Here is a 14,033-nt window from a genome sequence, read left to right as displayed (position 1 = left end):
CCCACACGAGCGGGTAAAAGTCCAATAAACATGCCTCAAATGTGATGCGTCTTACATTTGCACCCTTAATTTGACACTGCTCTCTCAGAAGCCTATGCCCATCGTGGAATGTGCTGTGGATAACGCAGTTCTGGCATAAGCTCTAAGCATGGGGATGAACTTTGGTGACGTGTTGACGATTGCCCTTCCGCTTCTTGTCCTCTTGGGCCTGCTGTGGGCCTTGACCGCGGCCTTCAAGCCAAGGGACACCGGAGTGTCGGACGCTGAGAGATACCAGCGGGAGCTGGCGGCCCGCTCCGCCGCGCACCAGGCTTCCCAAGTCCAGGAAGCGTTGGCTCTTCGGGCCCGGATTGAGGCCACCACCAAGCCCAGCCAAAACGAAGCCCAGCACAGCCAGCAGACAGAGCAGAGTCGCAGCGCAGTCCAGGCTCAGGCCGCGCGCTCACAAGCGGCGGGTCAGCAGGGCCACCAGCCTGCAGTCCTCCCCAACGGCCAGCTCAACCCCCAGCTCGCCTTCGAATTGCAGAACCTGGTCCGGAGCGGGAAAAAGATCGAGGCCATCAAAGTTCTTCGCCAAGCCACCCACTCAGATTTGCTTACCGCCAAGAACTACGTAGATCGGCTCTGACAACGCCATGGATTCCATCCTCATTCCGCTCCTGATCCTCATTGCGGTGGTTGCGGGAGTGCTCCTGCTCATTCACTCCTTCACCAAGCGCTCGGCTGAAACCAAGGCAGACTCCGCTGCAGCGAACGCACCCAAGGACCCGATCGAGCTGGCAAAGGAATCCGCGGCCAAACTCAACCAGGAGCAACACCGCCAGCTGTACTCGCTCATCGCGCAGGGCCAGGGCATGGCGGCCATCAAGCTTTACCTGCAGGCAACCGGAGAGGGCCTGCGGGCCTCGCGTAACGCCGTCGGCGCCCTGGCGGCGCACCCCCAGCCATTCACGCCGGAAGCCCCCGCCAAGGACCTGCTCGCGGACGATGACGATGAGCCCGAGCGCTTCCCCTACCGCTACCGGGCGATCGTCAGCAAGGGCGAAGTGACCCGTGAAGTGAGCAGCAACATGCTGAACGACGAAATCTACGGACGGATCCGGACCTTGGCAAAGAGCGGCGACGTGGAGGGCGCCGCGCTGGCTTTGACCCGCCACTCGGACATCAACATCAAGCAGGCCCGCGAGTTCATCGAGCTCCTTGACGACTGAGGTAACTCAGAAGTCGAACAAGTCCCCCAGGAACCCTTCCTTCTTCTTCCGCTTGCGGCCGTACTGGTCACGACCATCCCGCCGGTCATAGTCCCGCCGATCGTAGTCGCCACGGCCATCGCGCCGGTCCCGATCCTCGTACCGCGGTTCCTGCGGACGTGATTCAAAGGGGTTGTAGAGGGGTGGCGGTGCGATCGGCGGTTGGGCCGGCGCGGGTGCCTGCCGGGACAAGGCCGGTCCAGTCTCTGCAGCCACACGGTCGATGATCTTGTCCAGCTCGCCGCGATCCAGCCACACGCCCCTGCATTGCGGGCAGTAGTCAATCTCCACGCCGCTTCGTTCACTCATCACCAGGTCAATGGAATCCACAGGACATTTCATGCTTGCCCCAACGAGCGGACCTGGCTTTAAGTTCGAGTTACCTGCCGGCCGAGATCCCTGCGAGCAGTTGTTCGAACGGCAGTGATTCCAATGCGTCGTTCTTGCGGTGCGGCTGGGGGCCACTGAGCAGTTGCACGAGTTCACCGGCGGCCCGGTCCACCCGCGACGAAAGGGGCGAGCCGCCGTCGTCGGTGTTCCCCCAGTCCTGCGGTCCGGCGAAGACGCCGGTAGCGGCAATCCGGGTGCGCAGGTAGGTGAACAGGGGTCGCATCGCGTAGTCGAGGACCATCTGGTGGCGGTCGGTGCCGCCGGTTGCGCCCAGCAGTACCGCTTTGCCGTCCAGGGACTTGGGGTCGAGGACGTCGATGAACGACTTGAACAGTCCGCTGTAGGATGCGCTGAAGACCGGGCTGACGGCGATGATGGCGTCGGAATCCTCGACGCCGGCAATCACCTCTGCGAGTCGCGGCGCGGCATAGCCGGTGACGAAGTTGTTGGCAATGTCCACTGCGAGGTCGCGCAGCTCGACGATGTCGATCTTCACCTCATAACCGGCTCCGCGCAGCTGCCGCTCGGCAGAGGCTGCCAGCTGGTCCGCCAGCAAGCGGCTCGACGACGGTACGCCGAGTCCGGCGGAAAGTACGGTGATGCGGCGGGTTTCCATGGCATTCTCCTGTTGCTCGTTCATCCAGCTTACATGCATTTGCATCTAAATCTAAGAACAGGGGTGCGTGCGGAAGTATTCCCGGGAGCTCTTCTTGGCGTTCTCCCAAGACTGACGGCCGTTATCCACATGGACACCTCTGCCCACGCAGGAAATGGGCCAGCCCGACGGCATAGTTGGCCCCCGGACCTGGAACATCCTTTGCGGCCCTCAGATGGGTCCGGGCCTGCCACTCGAGGCTACGGCTTCCCAGCGGTGTACCGTGCCAGGAAATCGAACGTCTTGTCCCGCGCCTCCTGGGCCTCGCTGAAATTCAGGTGGAATTGGTATTCGTGCGGCAGCTCGGGCTCATGGTTGGCGGGCCAGAACAGCTCGGTCACGGGCACCCCGGCGGCCTTCAGTCGGTTGCTGTAGGGCACCGACTGCAACCAAGTGAGCCCGTCGCCGTTACCGCCGCTGATAAATGTGGGCGGGAAGCCGGGAGTAACAAAATCAATGGTGGACATGGTGGCCCCGGCATACGTGGCTGACCAGTCCTTGGTACCCGTGTAGGCCCACAGGGAGGTCTTGAAACCCCACGCTACGATGCCACTGAGGTCTGCCATGGCCCGGAGGTCGTAGACACCGCAATGCAGAATCGTGGCGGCAAGCTCCGATTTCTGAAGCGCCGGCTGGATTCCCATCAGATTGGCGTACTCGGGGTTCACGGTGAGCGTGGTCATCTGGCTGGCGAGCTGGGCACCGGCGGAATCGCCCGCGAGCACGATGCGGCTGCTGTCCACATTGAGCTCGGCAGCATGCGCCTTGATATAGGCCAAGGCCTCATTGATGTCCCGCACAGCGGTCGGGTACGTGGCTTCCGGCGCAATCGGATAGCTCATGCCGATGGTGGTGTAGCCCTTGGCGGCCAGGATCTTCAGGTAGGGATTGACGTCGCGCTGCGCTCCGGAAATCCAGGCGCCTCCATGAATCCACACAACCGTAGGAAGGGGAGCTTCCGTGCCTTCCGGGCTGAAAACGTCGAACGTGGAGCCTGGCTTGTAGACAACGCCTGCCTGGGTTTGGAATGGCGTATCGGGAACGTAGGGCGTCATCTCGTCGATGGTGGCCTGGGCTCCCCGTTCAAAAACACTGCGGATGAGCAAGGCTGACGGCCAAGGAGTCGCGGAAAGGGCCACCGCCAGGACCAACACCACCAGGATGGCCAGCTCAAGTTTCCGCAGCCGTGAAGTACGCCGACGAGGAATCTTCGGACGTGGTGGCACCTGAGCTGTTTCGGCTTTCCCTGCACTGGCTTGAATCGAATCCAACGGCCCCATCACACACTCCCCCAGTCGGCGCATCCCTGGACCCATGCTAAATCGGAGAGCCGTTGGATGGGGTCAGGACGGCGGTCGTGCCGCCGTGAGCAGGACTCCCTCGCCGCCGTCGAACGTCACAGTATGAAAAGCGGCACCGCGGGCGACCTCTCGAAACCCCCACTGTTGATGAAGAGCCAAAGAAGTCGAATTGCGCGCGTTCACCACGTACCACGCCGCGTCCGCGCGCTCCCAGATCCACTCAAGCCGGGATGTGGTCATGGCAGTCGCGACTCCCCGTCGGCGGTAATCGGCGGCCACGGTGATGCCGCCCAGGTAGTGCCCCGCCGGCGCTGGACCGTCACCGACGTCGTAATAGTGCGTTTTCGCCCAGCCAACCACACCGCAACCATCGCCCACGGCCGGGCCGCCCAACCCTTCGGCCACCAGAACCAGGCGCCCGGGATCTGCCACAGCGGCTCTGATACGTTCGGAGAAATCCACTGCCCCGGAAGCCGGCAGCCGCCCGGCCGCGCTCTCCACAGTCACAATGCCGGGAACATCCCGTTCAACCGCAGGCCGGATGGCGTATCTCATGGGCCTAGTCTAGGTTTGCAAAAGAGGCATTGCCGGATGGAAGAAGACCATGACAGAGCAAAGAATTGCCCCGCTGGACGGCGTGCGGGTCCTGGAGCTCGGCAACTACATCGCAGCTCCCACGGCGGGCCGGTTGCTTGCCGACTTCGGCGCTGAAGTCATCAAGGTGGAACGTCCCGGAACGGGCGACGAGTTGCGCAACTGGCGCCTGCATAAGGGCACCACCTCCATGCTTTACCGGACGCTGAACCGGAACAAGAAGTCGGTGGTACTCGACCTGCGCACGGAGGCGGGCAAGCGCGCGGTCCTGGAGCTCGTAGGCAAGTGCGACATCCTGCTGGAGAATTTCCGTCCCGGCACGCTGGAGAAGTGGGGACTCGGCCCGGAAGTCCTGAACGAGGCCAACCCCGACCTCATCGTCACCCGCATTTCCGCCTTCGGGCAGACAGGCCCGCTGTCCGGCCGGCCCGGTTTTGCCGCCGTCGCGGAAGCGTACGGAGGGTTCCGCAATCTGGTGGGCGACCCGGACCGGGCACCTGTACGCGTCGGGGTCTCCATCGGAGACTCGATCGCGGGACTGTACGCCGCCTTCGGCTCCGTTATGAGCCTGTTCCAACGTGAAGCACGACGCCGGGACCCGGGTGCCGCTGTTCCTCTCACCGAACGCGTCATTGACGTTGCCCTGCACGAGGCGATGTTTTCCATGATGGAGTCACTGATTCCGGATTACCAGGCGTACGGCGTGGACCGTCAGCGCGTTGGTGGACGAATGGAAGGCATCGCACCCTCCAATGCGTACGTGTGCGGGGACGGCGCGAGCATCGTGGTGGCCGGGAATGGCGATTCGATTTTCCAGCGGTACATGCAGACCATCGCACGCCCGGATCTGGCCGAACGCGCGGATTTGCAGAGCAATGCCGGGCGCTGGGCCCAACGGGAGGAGCTCGATCAGGCGATCGGCGAATGGACGGCCACGCTGCCGGCCGCCGAAGCCCTGGCAGTGCTGGAAGCGGCCGGTGTTCCCGCCGGACCCATCTACACAGCGGCGGACATCAGTAACGACAGCCAGTACGCAGCACGGAACATGATTCAGAAATTCGATGTCTCGACGGGCGAGGAGAACATCCCCGGGGTTGGGTTCCCCGGTGTTGTTCCCGTCATCGGCGGTCAATCCCTGCCCATCCGCAACCTCGGGCCGGACCTCGGGGAAAACACCCAGGAGATCCTGGGAGGCCTCCTGGGCATGAACGCCGGCGAAATCGATGCCGCCTCCGGCCGCGAGGAAGCAGCCCGGCCATGAGCCTCACCGGGAACCCACTGGCCGGAACACTGGGCCAAGCCGTCCTTCGGGACGTAACTCTGCGCGACGGCTTGCAGCTCACGGGCAAGCTCCTGACGGCTGACCAGAAGATCGAAACGGTCCGGGAGCTGCTGCGTCTGGGTGTACCCGCCATCGAACTCGGCTCCATGGCCCGGGCCGACCTGGTTCCTACCATGGCGAACACCCTGGAAGTCGTCCAGGCGCTCACGCCGGAGGAGCTGGAGAAGTGCTGGATTTGGGTTGCCACCCCTGGCCACGTGGCCAAGGCATCGGCTGCGGGGGCGCGGAACTTCCAGTACTGCCTGTCTGCCTCCGATTCCCACAACCAGGCGAACATCGGCCGCACCACGGATCAGAGCCTGGCGGCCCTGCCCGAGGCCGTCGAATACGCCCGTGCCGTGAACGGGCAGATCCAGCTGTGCATTGCAACGTCTTTTACCTGCCCGTTCGAGGGCTACATTCCCGAGGAACGCATCCTCTCGATCGCTAATGACCCCCGCGCCGAGGGCACCGCAGACATCGTCATCTGCGACACCTTGGGGCAGGCGGTTCCCGCCCAGGTTGCCAGCCTTGTGGCGCGTGTTCGGGACGAATCCCCTGCACGCCGGATTGTCTATCACGGTCACGACACCTGGGGTTTGGGGGTGGCGAATACCCTCGCGGCCATCCAGGCAGGAGCTGCCATGGTGGACGGCGCCCTGGGTGGTCTCGGTGGCTGCCCCTTCGCCCCGGGGGCCAGCGGCAACACCTCCAGCGAAGACATCCTGTTCGCGACCCGCCCGGAGTGGCTGACTCCCGGGGTCTTTGGCGAACTCGTGGTGTTGTCGGAGAAATTGCTGGCAGAACTTGATGAGCCCAACCGCTCCAAGTCAGCCCAAGGCGCACGGTCCAAGGCGGAGGCTTTTGACTGGGTAGTGCGCTCCTAGGACCTGCCCGCCCCGCCCAGGGCCATCAGTTCCAAGCGCTTGAGGGTTTCGCGGTTGCGGACAGCAATGACGGGATCGCGCAGTTTCTTCGGCACCACCTTGCCGGGGCCCCGCACAGCGTCCTCAGCGATAGCAACCCTGCATTGGGAATCGCCGAGGTCCTCCAACGTGATGAGCACCTTTGCTTCGCCCAAGGGCCACCCCCTCGCCCGGAGTTCCAGCTTCCGTTCCGGTTCGACGGCGGTGACACGGCTGCTGTCATCGATCAGGAACGGCCAGGATCCCACGGAATGGTGTAGTTCCGACCCAACGGCAGGCCATTGATCATCGACAGACCGGATCCTGGAGGCTCCCACCACCCAGCCGGAGTACAGCCAGCCCTCCTGGATGACCTTCCAGACGTCTGCGGCAGGGGCTTTGAACACCTGGGTCACGGTGGACATGTGGATCCTTTCAGCGCAGGCGCGGCTTTGTCGGGGACGTTAAGCTAAGCATGCTTATGGTTTGCTGGCCAGAGCCTCCCGTTATGAGGAAGCCGGCTTGCTGGCCTTACCGTCCAACCACAGCATGTCCGACTCGTCGCGGTGGGTACCCTGCGAACCCACATGCTTGCTGTCGATCTGCGGCCCCTTCTTGATGACGTGCACCAAGGCCATGCCGTGGCCACGGCCGAGGTCGTAGTCCGCCTTGAGCCATTCAAGGATAGTGCCCGCCTTCACCGAGGGGTCATTGAAGCCCTTGGTTTCCGCGATCTCCACCAATTGCCGTGGCGTGAGGCCGGTCTTGTCCTCAATTGCGTCGAGGTAAGCCTGGAATGACATGGGTACCGCCTTTCGTGGCAACTCCCCGGGTGGAGTTGATGGATGTGCGTCAGCGACATCGTACCCGCGCTCCCGACGGCGCCTACACTGATCGCATGGTGTGCCGAAGAGGGCGTGTCCTCGGCGGGTTTCTGGCTCTTGCGGCGATGCTGCCTGCCCTGTCCGCCTGCGACTCCGGCGCCTCTTCCCCGCAGCCATCGACGGGCACCAGCGCCGGACCCATTGCCGTGGAGGTCAACCAATCCCGGGACCAGTACGGCAAGCAGGCCATCCAGCTCCAGTTCACCAACACCACCGATAAGCCCCTGACGGTGACCTCCACCCGGCTTCGTTCCCCCCTCTATGAAGAGGACATTCTCTGGCAGCGGCCCGGGAGCGGCCTCGAACTGCCGCCGGGACAGCCCAAAGCTGTACCCACGGCACTCCCGGCGGCTACCTGCGCGGCAACAGAGGACGCCTCCACCCCGCAGACCAGAGCAACCCTTGAGTACTCCGAACCCGGCCAGGAAGCCAAGGAAGAGGCTACTGAAGCCGCTGATCCCTTCGGCGTACTGACCAGGAACGCAAGCGAACTCTGCATCGCAACTGAAGCCGCCGCCGTCGCCACCATGGTGCTGGATCCCGAACTGAAGGTGGCAGCGGACGGCCGCACCGCCGTCGTGCGCCTCATCATCACCCCAACCGCGCAAGTGGGCGGTCCGGAAAGGCTCACCATCGAATCGATCGACGAGACCACGTTGCTGGCCCAATCCCCCAGCGACCCGTGGCCCACGAACGTCACCGTGGGAACGGTCAAGCAGGAACTGCAGTTGACCATCCGCCCGGCACGCTGCGACCCCCATGCTGTCGCCGAGGACAAGGTGGGCACGCTCCTGCCGCTCAGGATCACGCTGGGAGACCGGCAAGGATTGATCAAAGTTGCCGCCTCAAATGACCTGCGCGGCCGGATCTACGACTTTGTCACCGCCGCCTGCTCACCTGCGGGTTGAATGGTCCCTATCCGAGTGTCGCCAGGGCGCGGGGAGCGCACTCCACTGTGACCTTGACATCGGCCTCCACGCTCTTTACTTCGCCGTCCATCTGGTACGGCAGCGGCTTGAGAGTGGTGAATTCATAGCTGCTCACGCTCGGCTGGTCCCCCAGGCCCTGCGTGGTTGCCTTCAGGGCAGTCAGGAGCACACGCCACTTGGGCATGTGCGGGAAAGTGATCACTTCGAATTTGCCGTCCGAAGGGTGCCCGTCGGCTTCACTCAGCGTGGCGTATTTAGCCATCTCGTGGATGTTCGCGAAGACCAGGCTGTCGAACTTCCGACGCTTTCCATCCGCCATCCGTATGCCGAACGGCTCGAACTTGGAGAAGGTCTGGATCACCGTGACCATCTCCTTCAAAGCCCCTTTGCTGCCCTTTTCCAATTCGGTGGCGACAACGGGCGTCAGGCCGAATCCAATGTACGAATGGGCGTACTCCGGCGGCTCATTCTCTTTTTGGCCGGTGTGGATGCGGAGAAGGTCGATGTTGTGGACATGACCCTCCGCAATGGCCTCTTCCAAAGGCTTGGTGGCCATGATCCGGCTGTGGTCATTGGCGTTCCCTGCTGCCCGGACAGCACAGACGGCCTTGGGGTTCCCGGCCTGCATGACGCCATTGACAACCTCGTTGTAGCCGCCGTCGCCGCTCACCGAGACCACAAGGACGTCCCCGCCCTTGGCTGCAGCTTCCCGTGCCAGATCCACGGCGTGGCCGGCGTGTTCGGTGGGCTGGAGGACAATCTCAGGTTCGTAGCTGAGGAGTTCCTTCAGCTTCCGCTGCAATTGCTCCGCGAGCTCTGGCGCATCCCCCGTGCTGTTGGGATTGAAAATGATAACGATCGACTCAAAGGTCCGGGCAGAATCCACGATGTACTCCTGATTCATTGCGAGGTCCCTTATTCAGGCGGCTGTATCCCTCGGAGGTTCCCATAGTATTCGCAACCCGTGGGGGTTTCGGATATACGGCGAACGTGAAACCATGAAAACGGGTTCCCAGAAGTGAACCTTTGTCGATCAGCTGGATGCGGTGTGGTGCTGCGGCAGCGGCGGGGAAAACCCATGGACTCACGCCAGACAGCTCGAACACTCGTCCTTGAGCATGAGATCACCCTTGACGATTTATGGGCCTGGTACTGGGCGAATGGCGGGAATGCCATGCTCTGGGACTTTGACGCCTACCTGTTTGGGATCCTGGAACGCGATCCCTTCGACCTCAGAATCCTTAGTTGGGCCATGGAAGATCTGGAAGCCCGCTCACTCCTCTAGCTGTCCTCAGACTGTGTTGCTCCCGCTTTCCGCTGCGCTTCGATCAGGTGCCGGGTGGAGTGCGCAACAAAGGGATGTCCGGATCTCATCCGGCCATCCAGTTCCCTGAGCTGGTCGAGATACCGTTCCGGCGTGAAACCGGGAATCCACCACACGCATTTGCGCAGGATCCACACCACCGCACCCACGTCGAAGAACTCCATGCGGCACCGGGCCGTCCTGAGGTCCGTCACGGAAAGCCCGGCGGCTTCCGCGGCCGCAACTTCGGCCTGCGGGTCGCGGCCCTTCCGCTGGTCGGGCAGGGGTCCCAGGAAATACTCGATGAGTTCAAAGGCCGACGCCGGGCCGACGTGCTGGGCGAAATAGTGGCCGCCGGGGACCAGCACCCGGTGGATCTCATTCCAGTCCGGGCTGACGGGGTGCCGGGCAGTAACCAGTTCGAACGTACCGTCGCGGAAAGGCAGAGCATCGCCGGCGGTTGTCTCCACGATCTGCACGCCCCGCGGCCCCAACAAAGCCCGGGCGCGGGCGGCGTTGGGCGGCCACGCCTCGGTGGCCGCCATCCTTTCGGGGAAGCGACCGGCTTCGGACAACACTTCCCCGCCACCGGTGTCCAGGTCCAGGGCGCTCCGGACGTGGGCAAGACGTTCTGCTTGCAACGCGGCGAACCCCCAGGGCGGGCGCTCTTCCGTGGCTCGGTTGTCCAGCCATCCGAACCCCCAGCCGTCCACGTCAGCTTCCATGGCCTCCGCAATCAGGGTTTCGAAGTCCCTCATCATGTCTCCAACTCCGCCGGCAGGCCGACTCTCCCTCATTCGTCCGTCTCGCCCGGGTTCAGCGGGCCATGCCCTACGCTACCGGGAGCTGGTGCCGGTTCCACGGGTAGGGTTGCACCATGGGGTCAGTGCTGGAAGCCGAAGGCTTGCTTGTGGGATATGCCGGAGCTCCAGTATGCGGAGAAGTTTCCGCTACGGTGGCTGCCGGTGAAATCCTCGGAATCGTGGGCGTGAACGGTGCCGGGAAATCAACAGTGGCCAGGACCATCGCGGGGCGCCAGGCTCCCCTGGACGGAGACGTGAAGGTCCACGGCCTCCTTGTCGATCCCGACGCCGTACCGTTCCGGCGGCAGGTATCAGCCGTTTTCGACGACGACCTTTTCTTCCCCTCGCTCACGGTCAGGGAGCATTTGCTTCTCGTTGCCCGCGGCCATTCCGTAGCCGACCCTGAAGGACGGGTTGAGAAAGAGTTGGACTTCTTCGGCCTCCTTGGAAGAGCCGATGCGATCCCGGATGCCCTCTCTTCCGGGCAACGACGCAGGCTCCTCCTCGCAGCAGGCCTGATCCGTCCGTCCTCGCTCCTGATCCTTGACGAGCCGGAACAACGCCTCGATCCGATCATGCGGGTGGCGCTCGGGGTGCGAATCGCTGAGCACGCCCGGAACGGCGGTGCCGTGGTGCTGGTGACCCACGATCCGGAGCTGTTGCTCGCCACCGCCACCTCCTGCCTGGTCATCGACCATGAAGTCCGCGAACTCGAACCCGTCCAGGGGGCGTCGATCATTGCCGGCTCCTGAGATGCTGACACTTGATGATTCGACGCCGGACCGTCACCTCGCCGCGGAGATCGTCCGTTTCACCCGCAGCACCACGCGGCGCCACAAGCGCAGCCGCGTTTCGTTGAGTGAACGCTTCGTGGACGCGTACAGCTGGGGACTTGGCATTGCTGTTTCACTCACCATCGCGGCCTCGTTCGTGCTGGCCCTGCGCAACGAGATCGCAGACCGCAGCTCGGCCGGCACTGGCATCATCGGAGCGCAGTGGCTTATCCTTCCAGAACCCGTGCTGTGGACCTCGGTGACGTACGCGTTCCTGCTGGTGGTTTCCAACCTTGCCCGGAAGCTGGGGCCGGTCACGGTGGGTGGACCCGAGAGCATTTGGTGGTTGACCCTGCCCATCGATCGTCGCCCCATGGTTTTGCCGCCTTTTCTCCGCAAAGCGGCGCTCACCGGTACCGGCCTCACCCTGCTGTACCTGCCGTTCAGCATGGTCACCGCTGTCGACCGCACTGCCCCCGAACACCTTCTTGCATCGGTCACCTTTGGCGCCGCCGGGGTCATCGCGGTGACGTTGGCGGCCTTCCAACAGCTTGGTCTGCTCGGACCGAGGATAGGCCGGGTAGTGCCCATGACGGCGCTCCTGGCCTGCGCGGTCCTTCCCACGGCCTCGTCCTCACCCTGGCCGGCAGCGTTGGCGTTCGTTACCGCCGTCGTGCTTCTGGTCCTTGAGGGTCCACGCACGGGTGAGGTGCGCAGCGAGGAGCTGATCCGCGGCGGGGCGGTGGCCGGGCACGCCGGCGCCTCCCTGTTCATGATGGATTCCAACGAAGTACTTCGCGCGTTGGGCGGCGGACGGAAAACGGTCGACGGCGGCAGGGCAGCGGGCTTCTTCGCCCGCCCCGCGGGCGGCCCACTTCGGGCGCTGATCCGGGCAGATATTGTGGCATTTCTTAGGCTGAATCCGCCCCTGATGCCTTCTGTGCTGTGGCTGGCGGCCTGCGTCGCCATGCTGCTGGTGGAAGGTGGCCTTCCTGAATTCGCGCAGCTGGGCATCATTGTTATCGCCGGCTGCGCGACGGCTTCCGGCATGGGCGGGGTGGCCCGCAAAGCAGCACTTGTTCCCGAGCTCGAAGCGTTGCTGCCGCTCCACCCGGCGCTTGTCCGCAGCAGCCGTGCCCTCATGCCGTGCCTGGCCATGGCCGTGTGGATGGCCGCTCTCAGTGGGCTCCTGGTTCTTTTGGGCGCTTCCGATCCTGCCCTGATTGCGGTGGGTGCCCTGGCAGGAATCGGGATGGGCGCGGGAACGCTCCGTTCCGCCACCAAGGCCGCGCCGGACTGGTCGGCACCCCCGGTGGACACTCCCTTCGGCCCGGTTCCACGCGCCCAGCTGGGTTCCCTGATGCGCGGGCTGGACGTGACCATTCTGGCCATGGTTCCGGTGATGGTGGGACTGTACCTCGGCTACACTCCGTTGACCGTGGTGGTAGTCCAGGCCCTGTTCAGCGCGGGCATCGTGCTGCTGTCAGTACTGTCAAAGCCCAAAAAGGCGTGACGTCAGAGCAGAACACTGCCTTGGATGCAGGTTGTCGATTCTCCACCGATCCAGATCACGCCATCCTTGGCTGAGACATGGATTCGCCCGGCCCTGCCAAGTACCGTTCCCTGGGCCGCAACAAACTCCTCCGGTGCGCGCCCGGATTCGATCAGCCACTGAGCCGCACCCGCGTTAAAACTGCCCGTAACGGGGTCTTCCACCATGGCATCACCCGGAACGAACGTGCGGACTTCGAAATCGATGGCTGCGCCAGCCTCATGCGGGCCGATCACGCCTACTTTGAGCTTCCCCATTGCGGCGTAATCAGGTTCAAGGGCCAGCACCTGTTCGGCTGATTCCAGGAGCACACCAATCCATTCAGGGCCGTTGACCAACCACGACACATCAAGGAGCGAAGCCTCGGGAAGACGCAGGCCTGCAGCGACTTGGGCATGCACGGTGTCACTTACCGGGCCAAAGCGCGTTAGCGGCGGAGCAGCGAAAGCCAACCGTCCGGCGTCGTGCTTCACCCGAACCAGGCCGGCCCCGCATTCCTGAACCACAACGCCGTCGGCCTTGGGCACTCCCCCGGACTGCAGCCAGGCGTGCGCGGATCCGAGTGTGGGGTGGCCAGCGAACGGGAATTCCTCGCTGCCGGTAAAAATCCGTACCCTGTAGTCCGCGGCAGGATCCGTTGGGGGGAGGAGGAACGTGGTCTCTGAGAGGTTGGTCCAGTTGGCGAAGTGCTGCATTGCCTGCGTGCTGAGACCCTCTGCATCCACCACGACGGCGAGTGGGTTTCCCCGGTATGGCTGGTCGGAGAAGACATCAACCTGATGGAACGGGCGGGCGCGCAAAGCTTCTGAAGTCACCCGGGAAGGCTATCACCGGGGTGCTGGCGGCCATGCCCCACGTCTGCAAAACTACGGTCATGGCAGAGAACAAGACCCAGCCCACGGTTGTGCCCGTTGAAGAATTCCTGGCCTCCGTCGAGCACCCCACCCGCCGTGCAGACGGCCTGGAGTTGCTGGACATGATGCGTGAAGCCACGGGCCAGGAACCTGTCATGTGGGGTCCCACGATCGTCGGGTTCGGCAGCTACCACTACAAGTACCGGACCGGCCGCGAAGGCGATGCTCCCGCCGTCGGATTTTCGCCGCGAAAAGCGAACCTGGTGCTGTACGGGGTTACGGAAGGGCCAGTTGCCGAACGGCTGCTTCCCGGACTCGGCAAGCACAAGACCAGCACCGCCTGCCTGTACCTCAACAAGCTGGATGACGTGGACCGGGACATCCTGGCAGAGATGATCCGGGCTGGGTACAAGCACGTAATGACGGAGCACCACACGCCATAGCTACCGCGCAGGGTTGACACTTGATGACAATCCGCCGTCCCCACATTGGCCTTAACTGCACTCAGGGCGCATGGAA

The 14,033-nt window shown here is 63.5% G+C and carries 18 protein-coding genes; 9 read left to right on the top strand and 9 right to left on the bottom strand.

The window, feature by feature from the left end; genetic code table 11:
• Positions 1 to 154 precede the first annotated feature (154 nt).
• Positions 155 to 628 carry a hypothetical protein gene (locus IEY62_RS13775; RefSeq protein ID WP_189018992.1) on the top strand — a complete coding sequence of 158 codons (474 nt, stop codon included), beginning with the start codon at positions 155 to 157 and terminating at the stop codon, positions 626 to 628.
• A 7-nt stretch (positions 629 to 635) separates the two neighbouring features.
• Positions 636 to 1,211: a hypothetical protein gene (locus IEY62_RS13770; protein ID WP_189018749.1), complete on the top strand. Its 576-nt coding sequence runs from the start codon at positions 636 to 638 to the stop codon at positions 1,209 to 1,211.
• Positions 1,212 to 1,217: 6 nt separating this feature from the next.
• Here IEY62_RS13770 and IEY62_RS13765 read toward each other — a convergent pair whose 3' ends face one another.
• The 4 genes from IEY62_RS13765 to IEY62_RS13750 all read right to left on the bottom strand — a co-directional run bounded on the left by IEY62_RS13765 (position 1,218) and on the right by IEY62_RS13750 (position 4,151).
• On the bottom strand, positions 1,218 to 1,580 hold the full coding sequence (locus tag IEY62_RS13765) for a TFIIB-type zinc ribbon-containing protein (protein WP_229785291.1): 363 nt from the start codon (positions 1,578 to 1,580) through the stop codon (positions 1,218 to 1,220).
• A gap of 49 nt (positions 1,581 to 1,629) precedes the next feature.
• Complete coding sequence (locus IEY62_RS13760; RefSeq protein ID WP_189018989.1) at positions 1,630 to 2,256, bottom strand: FMN reductase; 627 nt, start codon at positions 2,254 to 2,256, stop codon at positions 1,630 to 1,632.
• A gap of 239 nt (positions 2,257 to 2,495) precedes the next feature.
• Positions 2,496 to 3,521 carry an alpha/beta hydrolase gene (locus IEY62_RS13755; RefSeq protein ID WP_229785290.1) on the bottom strand — a complete coding sequence of 342 codons (1,026 nt, stop codon included), beginning with the start codon at positions 3,519 to 3,521 and terminating at the stop codon, positions 2,496 to 2,498.
• A gap of 117 nt (positions 3,522 to 3,638) precedes the next feature.
• Positions 3,639 to 4,151 (bottom strand): GNAT family N-acetyltransferase, encoded by a 513-nt coding sequence (locus IEY62_RS13750; protein ID WP_189018743.1) that lies wholly within the window; start codon positions 4,149 to 4,151, stop codon positions 3,639 to 3,641.
• 49 nt (positions 4,152 to 4,200) lie between these two features.
• Here IEY62_RS13750 and IEY62_RS13745 point away from each other — a divergent pair, with 49 nt between their 5' ends.
• Together IEY62_RS13745 and IEY62_RS13740 are read left to right on the top strand one after the other, a co-directional pair.
• Positions 4,201 to 5,451 (top strand): CaiB/BaiF CoA transferase family protein, encoded by a 1,251-nt coding sequence (locus tag IEY62_RS13745; protein WP_189018741.1) that lies wholly within the window; start codon positions 4,201 to 4,203, stop codon positions 5,449 to 5,451.
• Positions 5,448 to 6,398 carry a beta/alpha barrel domain-containing protein gene (locus IEY62_RS13740; RefSeq protein ID WP_189018739.1) on the top strand — a complete coding sequence of 317 codons (951 nt, stop codon included), beginning with the start codon at positions 5,448 to 5,450 and terminating at the stop codon, positions 6,396 to 6,398. Before IEY62_RS13745 ends, IEY62_RS13740 begins: the two co-directional genes overlap by 4 nt.
• Here IEY62_RS13740 and IEY62_RS13735 read toward each other — a convergent pair.
• The gene (locus IEY62_RS13735) at positions 6,395 to 6,841 is read right to left on the bottom strand and encodes an SRPBCC family protein (RefSeq protein ID WP_189018737.1); all 447 of its coding nucleotides are present in this window, start codon (positions 6,839 to 6,841) and stop codon (positions 6,395 to 6,397) included. The genes IEY62_RS13740 and IEY62_RS13735 overlap by 4 nt on opposite strands.
• A gap of 81 nt (positions 6,842 to 6,922) precedes the next feature.
• Complete coding sequence (locus IEY62_RS13730) at positions 6,923 to 7,219, bottom strand: DUF4287 domain-containing protein (RefSeq protein WP_189018735.1); 297 nt, start codon at positions 7,217 to 7,219, stop codon at positions 6,923 to 6,925.
• A gap of 95 nt (positions 7,220 to 7,314) precedes the next feature.
• On the opposite strand from IEY62_RS13730, the gene IEY62_RS13725 reads away from it, so the two are divergent.
• Entirely contained in the window at positions 7,315 to 8,208 is an 894-nt protein-coding gene (locus IEY62_RS13725) for a hypothetical protein (RefSeq protein ID WP_189018733.1), read from the top strand.
• Between the two features lie 7 nt (positions 8,209 to 8,215).
• Here IEY62_RS13725 and IEY62_RS13720 read toward each other — a convergent pair whose 3' ends face one another.
• Complete coding sequence (locus tag IEY62_RS13720) at positions 8,216 to 9,133, bottom strand: diacylglycerol/lipid kinase family protein (RefSeq protein ID WP_229785289.1); 918 nt, start codon at positions 9,131 to 9,133, stop codon at positions 8,216 to 8,218.
• A gap of 174 nt (positions 9,134 to 9,307) precedes the next feature.
• Between IEY62_RS13720 and IEY62_RS13715 the strand changes: the two genes are divergently transcribed.
• The gene (locus IEY62_RS13715) at positions 9,308 to 9,514 is read left to right on the top strand and encodes a hypothetical protein (protein ID WP_229785288.1); all 207 of its coding nucleotides are present in this window, start codon (positions 9,308 to 9,310) and stop codon (positions 9,512 to 9,514) included.
• Here the strand turns inward: IEY62_RS13715 and IEY62_RS13710 are convergent.
• A complete protein-coding gene (locus tag IEY62_RS13710) occupies positions 9,511 to 10,290 on the bottom strand; it encodes a class I SAM-dependent methyltransferase (RefSeq protein WP_189018985.1) in 780 nt (259 codons plus the stop codon). The two genes, IEY62_RS13715 and IEY62_RS13710, sit on opposite strands and share 4 nt — an antisense overlap.
• Before the next feature lie 119 nt (positions 10,291 to 10,409).
• Between IEY62_RS13710 and IEY62_RS13705 the strand changes: the two genes are divergently transcribed.
• A complete protein-coding gene (locus tag IEY62_RS13705; RefSeq protein ID WP_189018729.1) occupies positions 10,410 to 11,087 on the top strand; it encodes an ABC transporter ATP-binding protein in 678 nt (225 codons plus the stop codon).
• Position 11,088: 1 nt separating this feature from the next.
• Entirely contained in the window at positions 11,089 to 12,621 is a 1,533-nt protein-coding gene (locus tag IEY62_RS13700; protein WP_189018727.1) for a DUF6297 family protein, read from the top strand.
• 2 nt (positions 12,622 to 12,623) lie between these two features.
• Here the strand turns inward: IEY62_RS13700 and IEY62_RS13695 are convergent, their stop codons facing one another.
• Positions 12,624 to 13,475, bottom strand: a complete 852-nt coding sequence (locus tag IEY62_RS13695; protein WP_189018725.1) for a PhzF family phenazine biosynthesis protein — start codon at positions 13,473 to 13,475, stop codon at positions 12,624 to 12,626.
• A gap of 59 nt (positions 13,476 to 13,534) precedes the next feature.
• Between IEY62_RS13695 and IEY62_RS13690 the strand changes: the two genes are divergently transcribed.
• Positions 13,535 to 13,957 (top strand): DUF1801 domain-containing protein, encoded by a 423-nt coding sequence (locus IEY62_RS13690; protein WP_189018722.1) that lies wholly within the window; start codon positions 13,535 to 13,537, stop codon positions 13,955 to 13,957.
• Positions 13,958 to 14,033 lie beyond the last annotated feature (76 nt).

The organism is Paenarthrobacter histidinolovorans (assembly GCF_014647595.1).
Taxonomy (GTDB): domain Bacteria; phylum Actinomycetota; class Actinomycetes; order Actinomycetales; family Micrococcaceae; genus Arthrobacter; species Arthrobacter histidinolovorans.
Note: the sequence above shows the minus strand (reverse complement) of the source record. Positions and strands in the feature narration are given on the sequence as shown.